At 65.8% G+C, this 13,270-nt stretch carries 13 protein-coding genes; 4 read left to right on the plus strand and 9 right to left on the minus strand.

What is annotated here, in order from left to right; all coding sequences use genetic code 11:
- Positions 1 to 5 precede the first annotated feature (5 nt).
- From DSM43276_RS15390 to DSM43276_RS15400, 3 genes are read right to left on the minus strand one after another with little or no spacing between them, the layout of a single operon-like run.
- Positions 6 to 716, minus strand: a complete 711-nt coding sequence (locus DSM43276_RS15390) for an HNH endonuclease family protein (protein WP_078329760.1) — start codon at positions 714 to 716, stop codon at positions 6 to 8.
- On the minus strand, positions 713 to 2,953 hold the full coding sequence (recG, locus tag DSM43276_RS15395; RefSeq protein ID WP_078329759.1) for an ATP-dependent DNA helicase RecG: 2,241 nt from the start codon (positions 2,951 to 2,953) through the stop codon (positions 713 to 715). The genes DSM43276_RS15390 and recG overlap by 4 nt, the downstream gene beginning before the upstream one ends.
- 20 nt (positions 2,954 to 2,973) lie before the next feature.
- Positions 2,974 to 4,635 carry a DAK2 domain-containing protein gene (locus tag DSM43276_RS15400; RefSeq protein ID WP_078329758.1) on the minus strand — a complete coding sequence of 554 codons (1,662 nt, stop codon included), beginning with the start codon at positions 4,633 to 4,635 and terminating at the stop codon, positions 2,974 to 2,976.
- 219 nt (positions 4,636 to 4,854) lie between these two features.
- Here DSM43276_RS15400 and rpmB point away from each other — a divergent pair, with 219 nt between their 5' ends.
- Both rpmB and DSM43276_RS15410 read left to right on the plus strand, forming a co-directional pair.
- Positions 4,855 to 5,052, plus strand: coding sequence for a 50S ribosomal protein L28 (gene rpmB, locus DSM43276_RS15405; protein WP_005056915.1), 198 nt, complete (start codon positions 4,855 to 4,857; stop codon positions 5,050 to 5,052).
- Between the two features lie 15 nt (positions 5,053 to 5,067).
- The gene (locus DSM43276_RS15410; RefSeq protein WP_078329757.1) at positions 5,068 to 5,844 is read left to right on the plus strand and encodes an enoyl-CoA hydratase/isomerase family protein; all 777 of its coding nucleotides are present in this window, start codon (positions 5,068 to 5,070) and stop codon (positions 5,842 to 5,844) included.
- A 26-nt stretch (positions 5,845 to 5,870) separates the two neighbouring features.
- On the opposite strand, the gene DSM43276_RS15415 is transcribed toward DSM43276_RS15410, so the two are convergent.
- From DSM43276_RS15415 to DSM43276_RS15425, 3 genes are read right to left on the minus strand one after another with little or no spacing between them, the layout of a single operon-like run.
- Positions 5,871 to 7,121, minus strand: coding sequence for a lipase family protein (locus tag DSM43276_RS15415; RefSeq protein WP_078329756.1), 1,251 nt, complete (start codon positions 7,119 to 7,121; stop codon positions 5,871 to 5,873).
- Positions 7,121 to 7,801: a uracil-DNA glycosylase gene (locus DSM43276_RS15420; protein ID WP_078329755.1), complete on the minus strand. Its 681-nt coding sequence runs from the start codon at positions 7,799 to 7,801 to the stop codon at positions 7,121 to 7,123. Before DSM43276_RS15420 ends, DSM43276_RS15415 begins: the two co-directional genes overlap by 1 nt.
- Before the next feature lie 44 nt (positions 7,802 to 7,845).
- Positions 7,846 to 8,787 carry a thiamine-phosphate kinase gene (locus DSM43276_RS15425; protein ID WP_078329754.1) on the minus strand — a complete coding sequence of 314 codons (942 nt, stop codon included), beginning with the start codon at positions 8,785 to 8,787 and terminating at the stop codon, positions 7,846 to 7,848.
- 17 nt (positions 8,788 to 8,804) lie between these two features.
- Between DSM43276_RS15425 and DSM43276_RS15430 the strand changes: the two genes are divergently transcribed.
- On the plus strand, positions 8,805 to 9,347 hold the full coding sequence (locus tag DSM43276_RS15430; RefSeq protein WP_078329753.1) for a DUF3515 domain-containing protein: 543 nt from the start codon (positions 8,805 to 8,807) through the stop codon (positions 9,345 to 9,347).
- 32 nt (positions 9,348 to 9,379) lie between these two features.
- Here DSM43276_RS15430 and DSM43276_RS15435 read toward each other — a convergent pair whose 3' ends face one another.
- Genes DSM43276_RS15435 through DSM43276_RS15445 form a run of 3 tightly spaced genes read right to left on the minus strand, consistent with a single transcriptional unit; the run spans position 9,380 to position 12,591 of the window.
- Positions 9,380 to 10,489 carry a D-alanine--D-alanine ligase family protein gene (locus DSM43276_RS15435; protein WP_078329752.1) on the minus strand — a complete coding sequence of 370 codons (1,110 nt, stop codon included), beginning with the start codon at positions 10,487 to 10,489 and terminating at the stop codon, positions 9,380 to 9,382.
- A gap of 4 nt (positions 10,490 to 10,493) precedes the next feature.
- Complete coding sequence (locus tag DSM43276_RS15440; RefSeq protein ID WP_078329751.1) at positions 10,494 to 11,606, minus strand: cystathionine gamma-lyase; 1,113 nt, start codon at positions 11,604 to 11,606, stop codon at positions 10,494 to 10,496.
- Positions 11,607 to 11,610: 4 nt separating this feature from the next.
- Complete coding sequence (locus DSM43276_RS15445; protein WP_234802582.1) at positions 11,611 to 12,591, minus strand: NAD(P)H-dependent glycerol-3-phosphate dehydrogenase; 981 nt, start codon at positions 12,589 to 12,591, stop codon at positions 11,611 to 11,613.
- A 46-nt stretch (positions 12,592 to 12,637) separates the two neighbouring features.
- Here DSM43276_RS15445 and cofC point away from each other — a divergent pair, with 46 nt between their 5' ends.
- Positions 12,638 to 13,261, plus strand: coding sequence for a 2-phospho-L-lactate guanylyltransferase (gene cofC, locus DSM43276_RS15450; RefSeq protein WP_078329779.1), 624 nt, complete (start codon positions 12,638 to 12,640; stop codon positions 13,259 to 13,261).
- The last annotated feature ends 9 nt before the right edge of the window (positions 13,262 to 13,270 follow it).

The following is a 13,270-nucleotide window of genomic DNA, read 5'->3' on the forward strand; positions in this document are numbered from 1 at the left end:
ATTCGTCAATGCGGACAGGTGTGCGCCGCCTCACGGATGGTTCTGGCCGATCGCTCATCGAGTGAAAGATGATATCCACGAACCACTTCCGCGAACTGCATGGAGTATTGACACCAGAACACCTTGTTCGGCGGCATCCATCCCGAAGGCCCCGCATCGCCCTTGTCCTTGTTCGCTTGCCCTTGCACAGCGATGAGATTGGCGGGATCATTGGCAAAGCGCCAGCGCATCGAAGGTTGCCACTCGCGTGCGCCCATGTCCCACGCGTACGCCAACGGAACGATGTGATCGATCTGGACTGCTTCGCCGCTTTTCGGCCCGCGAGCAAAGGCCACCAACGCTCCCGTGTAGGGATCGTGCAGCATCCCGGCACCCACCGCACTGGGACATCTGTGCGTGAACACGAAGCTCTTATCGGTCAGGTCGCGGTTCAGGATGTCGTTGCGCGTGTCGCAACCATTGCGTCCACCGGGAGCGTCGGTGTCATCGGACCAGGCATCGCCGAACTCGGCACGCTGATAGTCCTTGCCTCGCACCCGCTTGGGTATCACCATCACCCCGGCTAGCGGATCTTGGCCGGGAGCCAGAGTCGGAATGTTCGATTGCCCAGCAACGACATTGGCACGTTGCAGCCGGTACCGGGCCGAAACCTGGTATGCCACCACCACCGCGATCGCCGCAGCGATCGCGACAATGAGCACGGTGCGGTTCCTCACGATTTGTCCAGGTACTCGATCTGATCGGCGATCAGGAAGCGTCGCGCCATACCTGCCAGCGCCGGTTGTCGCGTCAGCGCGGGATCCTCGGCGCAAGCCCGTACCGCCATGTCTCTGGCGGTCTCGATCATGTCGCGGTGATCCATCAGCGAAAGCAGCCGTAGATTCACCGCGCGGCCGGACTGGTCGCGACCCAGGACATCGCCCTCGCGTCGCTCCTCCAGGTCCAGCTCGGCCAGGGTGAACCCGTCCAGGGTGTCCTGCACCGCACGTAATCGCCGTCCTGCCGAACCCGCAGGGCTGCTAGGACTTACCAAGAGGCATAAACCCTTGTTGCCACCGCGGCCCACGCGACCACGCAGCTGATGCAGCTGGCTGATGCCGAATCGATCCGCATCCATGATCAGCATCACAGTGGCATTGGGAACGTCCACGCCCACTTCGATCACGGTGGTACACACCAGAACATCGATCTCACCCGCGTTTAACGCCGTCATCACGGCATCCTTCTGCTCCGACGGCAGCCGACCGTGCAGCAGTCCAATGCGCAGCCCCGGCAGCAGTGAACCGCGGATGGTTTCGTACAAGTCGGTGACGGGCACCGGCGGCGGGCGCTTCTCTTCTGCATCCTCAGGGCCGGAATCTTTGTCGTCCGGGTCGATCCGCGAGGCCACCACGTAGGCCTGCCTGCCCGCGGCCACCTCCTCGGCAATTCGCTCCCAACCGCGCGCTAGCCAGCCCGGCTTCTCGCGGGTGAACACCGCGGTAGTGGTGATGGGCTGGCGCCCACGCGGCAACTCCCGCAATGTCGAGGTCTCCAGATCGCCGAACACCGTGAGCGCCACCGTGCGCGGGATCGGAGTCGCCGTCATCACCAGCAAGTGCGGCACGATGCCGTCGGGGGCCTTGGCCCGCAACCGATCCCGCTGCTCAACGCCGAACCGGTGCTGCTCGTCGACCACCACCAGACCCAGATTGTGGAAATCCACCGAGTCCTGCAACAACGCATGGGTCCCGATGACGATGCCGGCAAGTCCGGTCGCGACATCGGCCTTGACCTGTTTCTTGAGCGCCGGCGACATCGATCCGGTGAGCAGCGCGATGCTGGTCGCGTCGTCGGGAGCTCCCAGTTCGCCTGCGGTGGCTAAAGATCCGAGCATCGCGCGCAACGACCGGGCGTGCTGAACGGCCAGCACCTCGGTGGGAGCCAAGAGTGCGCACTGATAACCGGCATCGATGGCCTGCATCATCGCGAGCAGCGCGACGACGGTCTTACCGGAACCCACCTCTCCTTGCAGCAGCCGGTTCATCGGCTTGACCCCGGCAAGGTCCTCCCCGATTTCGGCGACAACCTGCTGCTGTCCCTCGGTGAGCTCGAAGGGCAGCTGGCGCTGTAGATCCTCACGTAGCTTCCCTGCGGTGAGCGGCATGGACGGACCCGCCGATCCGATGTCACTGCCGCGCCGTATGGCCAGCGCGAGTTGCAGACCCAGCGCCTCATCGAACGCCAGGCGCCTGCGCGCCTGCTTTTGTTCTGAGGAGTCCTCCGACATGTGGATCTTGCGCAGGGCTTCGTCCAGGGACATCAGGTTGTGCTCTGCCAGCACGGCTTCCGGCAGCGCCTCGGGCACCGGATCAAGCTGGGCAAGCACCTGGTCGATGCACCGGTAGATGTCCCAGCTTTCCAGGTTCTTGGTTGCGGGATAGATCGGAAACACGTTGCGCTCGAACGCCGAGATGGCCGTAGACGCATCGCGCGCCGTTCCGGCGATACCGCGCAGCGCGGTACTCCCCCGCGTTTCGGTGCTCTCACCGAGCGCGGTTTCCAGCACCAGATAGTCGGGGTGGGTCAGTTGAGGCTTACCCCGGAATTCTCCGACCGCACCCGAGAGCATCACCCGGTTGCCCACCTGCAGATCACGTTTCACCTTGTGCGGATGGAAGAACGTGGCCTGCACGGCATGCGGGGCGCTTCCCAGCATGACCGAGAGAAACTGCCCCTTGCGGTTGCGCATGCTCTTCAGTTCCGCCGAGGTGATGAACCCCACCAGCGTGGTGTGCTCACCGGGTTTGGCGCGTTCACCGTCCTGCTCGTCGCGCAGACTGAAATCGGTGCTGTACCGGCGCGGGTAATGATGAAGCAGGTCTTCGACGGTCAGCAGACCGAACTCAGCGTCGAGAACGTCGGATGCCTTGTGCCCCAAAATATGATCGAGACGATCGGAAAGTTGCGCCATCTATCCCCTGCTATGACCTCTCACTCCACGCCGATGTGCACGACGTCGGTGTGTTGCCCGGTGCGGTAAATCATCACCTCGACACCGCCGTGGTGCGATCGGGTGTGCTCGATCAATGCGTCGGCAAGGGACTCATCCGCCTTGTCCGACAGCAGCACCGTCACGAGCTCTCCACCGGAGGACAGCATGATGCTCACCAAAGCCTTTGTGGCATTGGCGACATCGTGGTTCAGCACGAGCACCTCATCGCCGATGATGCCCATCGCGTCTCCCGGCTCGCAGGTACCGGACCAGGTGAGAGCACGCTCGGTGGCCACCCTGACCAACCCGAACCGGGTAGCGCCCGCTGCCCGCGCCATGGTGTAGCTGTCGTCGACTGCCATGCGCTCCGGGTCATGCACGGCCAGCGCCGCCAGTCCCTGCGCCATGGACGCCGAGGGCAGCGGAATGACCGTAATCCCCCATCCGCGCGCCGCGGCACAGACCGCCACCAGTTCCTCCGGCGACATCAATCCATTAGGCAGCACCATGATCTGGTGCGCGCCGCTGTCGACTACCGCATCCAGGAGACGTTTCGCACTCGCGGGAGGTTCGTCAACGCGCAACACCTGGGCACCCTCGCTGGAGAACAGCGTGGCCGCACCGTCGCCCTCCGCCAGCGCTAACACCCGGCGGTGCCGGTGACGCCCATCGTGATGTCCCCCACCCACATCGCCGCGCAGTGACGAGATCTGGATCGATTGCGGAATACCGAACTTCATCCCGGCCTCGATGGCCGCCCCGGCGTCGTTCACGTGTGCATGTACGGAATACCCCATGTCGCCATCTCCGGCGATGGCGATGGAATCGCCCATCCCGTCGAGTTGCGTTCGTAGATCCGCGATCTGTAGCTCATCACACCCGCACAACAGGTACATCACCTCGAACTCCGGCGGCAGTTCCCGTGGCGGATCCAGATTCAGCCCGCTCGAACCGCGCCCGGGCCCTGCCACCCACACCTGTGACGGCGCGTTCTTGGGTGGCGACGGGCTGTACTCACGGCGCGCGGGCAGCTCCCCTGCCACCACCAACACCAAGGCGTCGAGGATGACGACGAGACCGCGGGCCCCGGCATCGACCACACCGTTATCGGCGAGGACGTCGAGCTGCTTGGGTGTCTTCTCCAGCGCGGCCACTGCGGCATCGGCGGCGGTGATGATGAGGCCGGCGAGATCGTCGGCGTGCACGCCGTCGGTGGCGGCTCGGTCAGCGGCCTCGGCGGCAGCGGCCAACACCGACACGATGGTCCCCTCGACCGGCGTACTCATCGAAGCGATCACGAACTGCGAGGCCTGTCGAAGCGCCCGGCGCACCACCTCGGCCCCGATGGCGTCCTGGTCGGCGGCCGCATCGGCGATCCCTCGCACGATCTGCGACAGGATGACCCCCGAGTTCCCACGGGCGCCATGGACTGCGCCCCGGGCCAGCGCCGCCGCGACCTGTGCGACCGTGGCGCTTTCCCCCAGTGCCTCGGCAGCGTTCACCGCCGAACGCATGGTGAACAGCATGTTGGTACCGGTATCGGCGTCGGCGACCGGGAACACATTCAGCCGATTGATCTCGTCGCTGCGAGCGATCAGGCCGTCGACTGACGCCCGCGCCCAATGGAGCAGCGCAGCGCTGTCCAACACCGAGAGCTGCATGTGAGAAAGCCTATCTATCGGAGCTGACAGAGTTGAAGGGTCTCGCCGAAGCTGGGGATCCCCTGCTGGCGGGGGCCACATTGACGCCTATTTTGGTGTTCACAGGCCGGTCAGGCTATTCTTGCAGGGTTGTGGGCCGCCCCGGCTCTGGCTTCGTGATGAGTACGTGCGCGAAGAGCTGAGAAGGCGGCCGTAATCGCGAACTTGAGGAGTTTCACTATGGCTGCCGTCTGCGACGTGTGCGGCAAGGGACCCGGCTTCGGCAAGTCGGTTTCGCACTCGCACCGGCGTACCAACCGTCGCTGGAACCCGAACATCCAGACGGTGCACGCCGTCACCTCCCCCGGTGGCAACAAGCAGCGCGTTAACGCCTGCACTTCCTGCATCAAGGCCGGCAAGGTAGTCCGCGGCGCCTGACGGGTCGTAACCACTGTGTCTTCGCAGTCTTCTGAGTACGTCGCCGTGCGCAACGGCGTTCTGCACATCACCATCGCCACTGCGGCGGCCGGTACCTCACTGGACTTCGCGGGCATCGACGCTGCGGTTCCTGTGCTGCAGGACTTACCCGCCGAGGTCGGCGCGATCCTGCTGACCAGTAGCGGGGCCAATTTCTGCGCGGGTGGCAATGTGCGCGACTTCGCCGCCGCCGAGGACCGCTCGGCCAAGCTCACCGACCTCGCCGGGCGCCTGCATGAGTTCGTGCGGGCGGTGAACGGCGCAGATCGTCCGGTGGTGGCCTCGGTACACGGATGGGCTGCCGGTGGTGGCCTCAGCCTGGTGCTGCTGGCCGACATCGCGATCGGTGGCCAGTCGACCAAGCTGCGCGCCGCCTACCCGGGAATCGGGTACTCCTCGGACGGTGGCATGTCCTGGGCACTGCCCCGCGTGGTCGGCAAGGCCCGCGCTGCGGACATCCTGCTGACGGATCGCGTCGTCGAGGCGCCCGAGGCGCTTTCCATGGGACTGCTGAGCCGCGTGGTGTCCGACGACGAGGTACAGGCAACCGCTGTGGCCGCCGCCGAGAAGCTCGCGGCCGGTCCGCGTGAGGCGCAGAACCGCATCCGTCGTCTGCTGCGCCTGAGCGCGAACAACACCCTGGACGCACAGCTGGACCTGGAGCAGGCCAGCATCGCGGAGGCCTCGGTCAGCCCCACGGGTATCGAGGGTGTCGATGCCTTCGTCGGCAAGCGCAAGCCTGTCTGGCCGTAGATCTGGCCGAGTTCGACGGTCTTCGCTCAGCCCTGCAGCTTCTTGCGGATCCAGTTCATGACCCACGGGATCGCGACCATATCCGCGGTGATGTGTTCACCGGGCAAAGCCCAGTAGTCCACGTCGGCACCGTTGGCGCGCCAGGTATCGCGCAGCGCCAGGGCGCCTTTTTCGGGAATGAAGAGATCGCCGATCGCCTTGCTGCGCGAGCCGTGATACAGCAGCACCGGCATCGTCGGCGTGAGGTCACCGGGGCGGTTGGCGCGGATAACGTGTTGTCCCAGCTCCGATTCGAACGGTGCTTCGATCGATGAGAGCAGGTCCAAGTCGAACCGCAGCAGACCGGCTGCGGCCAGCGGGGGCTGGGGAAAGTCCTTGGCCCGGATCGCGCCGTAGAGCGCGAATTCACCGAAAATCGTCGCCAACTCCGGGAACTCGCGAGCCTGACCAATGACGGCGGCAGAGAACAGCCCCGCCCCAAGACCGCGATTCATGCTGCCGTGCAGTAGGGCGTAATCGGTGGGGGTGCCTCCCGCAGCCGCGGCCGCGATGCGCAGCTCCGGCGCGTATGTCGGTTGCAGCTGCGCGGCCCACACGGTGGCAATGGCACCACCGCTATATCCGTGCATGACAATCGGCGAATCAGCGAGATCCGGCCTCTCCGAAATCATTCCGCGCACCGAGTCCAGTACCGCATGTCCCGCCATCTTGCCGGCCGCATACGACATCCGGGGCCCTTCATGATCCGGAAACAGCACGGCGTAGTTCTGGGCGGACAGGAACGGGAACATCGGCGGGTTGTCCCGATACCAGAGGTGCGCCAGACGATACGACGGCGTGAACTTGAGCCCCAGGGAGTTGATCGCCTGATTACGCACCACCACCGGACGCGCACCGGGGCCATGCCACGGACGATCCGGTTCGATCAACGCGGCCGTCACGGGGACGGCATTGCCCGCGGTATCGGTGGAACGCACCATGATCCGCTGCATGGTCGCCTTGCGTAATGGAAGCCGCGGCGACACCTGATCGGCACGAATGACCTCGCCCGGCGCCAGCAGGCTCAGATCACCAGGGTCGCTGTAGAAGTCGTCGCCGCTGATGGGCGTCGGAAGGATCGCCGAGTACGGGTCGGCCCACTGTTCCTCCGTGAGCCGGCGGGCCGCCCAGCCGTTGAGCCGCTCGACCACGGCCGGGGTACGCAGCGCAGTACCACCGGTCGCCAAGGCCGCGGCCAGTCCACCCGCGGCGGTCAATGCGCCCGTCGACCAACGCATTACGGCAGCCGCCAATCGATCGGCCGGCCGCCCAATCCGCCCAGCAATTCGTTGGCACGGCTAAATGGTTTGGAGCCGAAGAATCCGCGTGAGGCGGACAATGGTGACGGATGCACCGATTCGACGGTGGGCACGCCGGGCCCCAGCATCGGCTTGAGCGTCGCCGCGTCACGTCCCCACAGAATGGCCACCAAGGGTGTGTCCCGCGCGATCAGCGCCCGGATCGCACATTCGGTCACCGCCTCCCAGCCCTTTCCTCGATGCGAGGCCGGGTTGCCCGGCTGTACCGTCAGCACCCTGTTCAAAAGCATGACTCCCTGCTGCGACCAGGGCGTGAGATCGCCGTTGGCAGGCTTGGGCAGGCCGAGGTCGCTCTGATACTCGTCGAAGATATTGGCCAGGCTGCGCGGCACCGGCCTCACCTCGGCGGCCACCGAGAAGCTCAGACCCATGGCGTGCCCGGGCGTCGGATATGGGTCCTGCCCGACAATGAGCACCCGCACATCGGCCAACGGATAGGTGAAGGCGCGCAGCACATTTGCCCCAGTGGGCAAGTATCCGCGACCCGAGGAGTTCTCCTCGCGCAGGAACTCCCCCATCTTGGTCACCTGATCGGCAACGGGTCCCAGCGCGTCGGCCCAGCCGGGATCAATCAGCTCGGTGAGAGGTCGGGCAGTCACGATGAGTCAACTTAGCTCACGGATGAGCCGCTTGCGCGAAGACATCAGGCGAACGAATCCCACCCCTTCTGCCGTGTCCACGCGTCGCCGTCGACCGTTACCCCGGGGTCTCCCGTCCTCACCTCGCCAATCGCGACCCAGCCCGCCGGGAGTGTCCCGGGAAACGTCGCAACCAGGGCGTGGTCCTCTCCGCCGGTCAAGATCCATTCCCAGGGATCGGCCCCGAGCAGCCCCGAGGCGCCCGCCACCGGCACCAGAAACGGCTCCAGACTCGGCGAGCTCAGGTCGATGTGGACCGCACTCGACTCCGCGATGTGCCCCAGATCGGCCAGCAGTCCGTCGGAGACATCCGTCATGGCGGTCGCTCCAGCCAACGCGGCGACGCGCCCCTGTCCGTAGGGCGGCGACGGCACCAGGTGTACCTGACGCAATTCGGGAAACTGATCAATCTCTTCCTGCCACAACCGGAGGCCCGCTGCCGAGGTGCCGAGCGCACCGCAGACGGCGACCGTGTTCCCCGCGATGGCTCCGTCGCGAGTCACCGGCGCACGCCCCTGCAGGTCACCGAGCGCCGTCACCGAGACCACCAGTTCACGCGCGGCCACCAGATCTCCGCCGGCGATCGACGCCTGGACCCGCGCGGCTTCGGCCCAGATTCCCTCGTTGAGCTGCTCCAGGAATGCGATATTGGTTTCGGCGGGCGCGCCCACCGCGACCACAAAGGCCGTGACCCGTCCACCCATGGCCTCAATATCTGCGGTGTTCTGCGCCACCGCTTTTCGGCCGATATCCGATGGCGAGGACCATTCGAGTCGAAAATGTCTGTCCTGCACCAACATATCCGTCGACACCAGAACTCGACTGTCCGGCGCACGCACCACTGCGGCGTCGTCACCCGGGCCGAGTTGGACGTCGGCGCCGAGCACACGGCCCGCTGTGAGCCGGTTGATCACGCCGAACTCGCCGGTATCGCCCAGATTTGGCACTCGGTTAGTCTAGGCCCGTGCAATCCGACGACGGCCCGCCACGCAAGCTCCTCATCGGTATCGCGGTTTTCGGCGCGGTCGCAGCCCTCGCCGTGCTCTTCGGCGTCCTGAAGTTCGCACAGTTCCAGGACGACAAAAAGCCGATGGCCGTCACTAATATCCCTGCACCACAGGCCAATTCACCGCTCTGCATAGATATGACCAAGGCATACCCGGTCAATATGGCGGGCGATTGGAAGCGAGCGCAGATCGTCGAGCCCACGCCGCCCGCCACGGCCGCGTGGCGCCGGGGCAAGGATTCGGTGGTCGCTCGCTGCGGTGTCGACCGACCGGCCGAGTTCGCCGTCGGCACCTCGGTAGAGCAGATCAACTCAGTGCAGTGGTTCCGGGTCACGGACGCCGCGATCGCGACCACCACCTGGTTCGCCGTGGACCGCGGTGTCTATATCGCGCTGACCATGCCCGATGGTTCAGGTTCGGAGCCATTGATCGAGATGTCCGACGCCATCACCAAGGCGTTGCCCGCCGTGAAACCCGACCCGGTGCCGCTACCCCGCTGAACTACCTCGCTAGACGATCTTCGGGTGAGCGCTCATCGAAGCCCGGTGCCCCGTGCTAGCGCGGTGCGCACCATCGCGTCCAGCAGCGCCGGATAGTCCACGCCAGTGGCCGCCCACATTCGCGGATACATCGAAATCGTGGTGAATCCGGGCATGGTGTTGATCTCGTTGATCAGCGGGCCCTCATCGGTGAGAAAGAAGTCCACCCGGGCCAAACCCTGGCCATCGATCGCCCGGAACGCCGCCACCGCCAGCTCACGGATCTGATCACTGACGTCATCGTCAACCTTGGCCGGCACGTCCAGTTCGGCGGTGTCGTCCAAGTACTTGGTCTCGAAGTCGTAAAAGCCGTCCTCGCGGCCACGCACACCCTCGACCCGAATCTCGCCGAGCACGCTGGCCTGAATGTCCCCGTCGGGGAATTCCAGTACACCGCACTCCAGTTCCCGGCCGATGATGGCGGCCTCGACGATCACCTTCGGGTCGAACTGGCGCGCATGCGCAATGGCAGCCGGCAGTTCCTGCCAAGCGGTTACCCGGGACACGCCGAACGACGAGCCCGCCCGAGCGGGCTTGACGAACACCGGCAGCCCCAGGTCCTCCCGCTGATTCAGGGTCAACGTGGTGTCGCGCGGGCGGAGCACCACGTACTTGCCGATCGGGAGCCCCTCGGCGGCCAGCAGTTTCTTGGTGAACTCCTTGTCCATACCGGCCGCACTCGCGAGTACACCGGCGCCCACATAGGGCACCCCGGCCAGCTCCAGCAGCCCCTGGATGGTGCCGTCCTCGCCGTACGGTCCGTGCAGCACGGGGAACACCACATCCACCGAGGCCAGCACCTGACCGGCGGCGCTCGAATCAACATTCACCAATTGACCCGCGCGACGCGGATCGGTGGCGAGCACCAGCTCGGTACCAGATGCGTCGGTGACCTGCGGCAATGTGCGGTCGCTGATCGCCAGTTGCGCGGGGTCGCCATCGGTGAGCACCCAGCCGCCCTCGGGGGTGACGCCGACCGCGACCACCTCGTACGTGTCCTGGTCGAGATTGCGCAGAATGCTGCCGGCGGACACGCAGGAGATCGCGTGCTCACTACTCCGTCCACCGAAGACGAGCGCGACCTTGATCCGGGAGTCATTCACAGTGTCAGACCGTACCGGCTGCGAGCGCCGTCTCGATGTCGGCCAGCAGATCGTCGGTGTCCTCGATGCCCAGGGAGATCCGCGCGAACCCCTCTGGAACTGCGTCTCCCCAGCGGGCCCGGCGATCCACCGAGGTGTGCACACCGCCAAAACTCGTCGCGGCCGCCAACAACTCGCTGTCGTGCACCAGCGCGTGCACCGCCTCGGCATTGGCCAGTTCAATCGACACCAGTGAACCGAACCGGCTCATCTGGGCGGACGCCACGGGATAGGACGGATCACTCGCGAGCCCCGGGTACCGCACGGACGTCACCGCGGGGTGCTCGCGCAGCATCGTCGCCAGCGCGATCGCGTTGTGACATTGGCGCTCGAATCGCAAGCCGGCGGTGGCCAGGCTGCGGGCCCCCAGCCAGGCTTCGAACGGACCCAAGATCGCCCCGGCCCGCGACCGTTCTTGCGCAACGACTGACATGAGGTCCTCACGCGACCCCGCGACATATCCAGCGATCAGGTCGCTGTGGCCCGAGAGCGCCTTCGTCGCGCTGGCAACCACCAGGTCGGCGCCCAGTTCCAGAGGCAGCTGACCCATCGGGGTGGCCGTGGTGTTGTCCACCACCAGCACACCGCCGCGCGCGTGCGTCTCACGGGCCAGCAGAGCCAGGTCGACGACGTCGAGCCGCGGATTCGAGGGGGTCTCCGCCACCACCACATCGGCCTGCGCAGCAGCGGCCATGATCTGGTCCGACCTGGCAGCGATCACGTTGATGCCGAGTGCTGCAAGGTTTTCCGTGGCGTAGCGCCGTGTCTGGTAGTACCCGTCCTCCGGGACCACCAGAGTCTGCCCGGGGCGGACCAATGCACGTAGCGTCGAGGTGATCGCGCCCATACCCGAGCCGAACACCAGCACATTGTCGGCGCGCTCGAGTGCTGCCAAACCCGATTCCCATTGCCTCCAACTGGGATTGGACGCGCGCCCGTAGGTGTCCAGCGAGTCATCCTCGGGTGCCGGTAGATGATAGGCGGAGGCGAACACCGGCCCCGCCAGAAAGGGTTGCCCGGCAACCGGTTCAGCGGTGGCGGCCACAACGGCCCGGGTCGATATCCCTGGCTCTGGCATGTGCTTACTCCGGTTTGGTACTGCGCCCCAACAACTGGGCGACGGCATCGGTGACGCTCAGTCCGCGATGACAGACGCCATGAACAGCCTCCGTGAGCGGCATCTCGACGTCATAGCTCGATGCCAGCGCCAGGATGGACTCACAGGAGGTGACTCCCTCCGCGACCCTACCGCCGGCGGCGTTACGCGCCTCCTGCAGCGTCTCACCGCTGCCCAACCGCATGCCGAAGGTCCGGTTTCGCGAATGCGTCGAGGTGCAGGTGGCCACCAGGTCACCCACCCCCGCCAAACCCGCAAGCGTGGTGTGGCTGGCGCCCAGGGCCAGCCCCAGCCGGGTGATCTCGGCCAGGCCGCGGGTGATGATGGTGGCGATCGTGTTCTCCCCCAATCCGACTCCGGCGGCCATACCGCAACTCAGGGCGATCACGTTCTTACACGCTCCCCCCACCTCGCAGCCCACGACATCGGCGTTGGTGTAGGGGCGGAAGTAGCGCGTGGAGAACGCGCGCTGCAGGGCGACGGCCCTGGTCGAGTCGGTGCACCCGATGACGGTGGCGGCCGGCTGGCCCGCGGCGATCTCGCTGGCCAGATTCGGACCGGTGAGCACCGCGACCCGGCTGGGATCGGTGCCCAGCACCTGAGTAACGACCTGGCTCATCCGCATGAGCGTGCCCACTTCGATGCCCTTGGCCAGGCTCACCACCGAGGACCCGGGTTCGATGAGGTCGGCCCAGGGGGTCAGATTGCTGCGCAGAGACTGTGACGGCACCGCCAACAGCACCAGCTCGGCGCCCTGCAGGGCCTCTTCGGCCACCCCGGTGGCAACTATCGAGGCGGGCAGATCCACATCACTGAGGTACACCGAGTTCCGATGCGTCGCATTGATCTCATCGGCCAATTCGGATCGGCGTGCCCACAACCGGACATCGTGGCCTGCATCCGCAAGCACCTTGCCCAACGCGGTCCCCCAGGAACCAGCACCCATCACCGCAGCCGTGGCCATGGCAGACACCCTAGCCGGGGCTGGCACCATGGAGAATGTGGGCAGACAGGCTGACGCGGACTTCGGCGTGATCATCGCGGTCAAAAACTTGGCGACCGCCAAGAGCCGCTTGGCGCCCTCACTCTCCGCACCCGAGCGGGAACGGCTGGTACTGGGCATGCTGACGCACGCCATCTCCGTGGCCTTCACCGCTGCCCGAACCGTCGCGGTGATCAGTCCCGATCCGGCGGCCAAGGCGGCGGCGGGACAGCTCGGGGCGCGGTTCATCTTCGATGACACCCCCGCAGGCCACCCCGATCCACTGAACAACGCATTACGCAGCGCCGCCACGCAGCTGCGCGCATCGTCACCGAATCTTGTTGTGTTGCAGGCCGACCTTCCCGCGGTGACGGCCGAGGAATTCGCGGCCGCGATGCACGCTGCGCGAAATCATTCACGCAGTTTCGTCGCGGATCGGCACGGCACCGGCACCGCGGCACTATTCAGCACCGACGGCGATTTGGACCCCTTGTTCGGAATCGATTCGGCACGGCGACACCAGGATTCAGGAGCTGTGGAGCTCACCGGGGATTGGCCCGGATTGCGCTGCGACGTGGATACCCTCGAAGATCTGGCCGCGGCCCGCGAGCTGGGGGCCGCACTACCGCTCTGAGCCTGTCCG

Source organism: Mycobacteroides salmoniphilum (genome assembly GCF_004924335.1).
Lineage (GTDB): Bacteria > Actinomycetota > Actinomycetes > Mycobacteriales > Mycobacteriaceae > Mycobacterium > Mycobacterium salmoniphilum.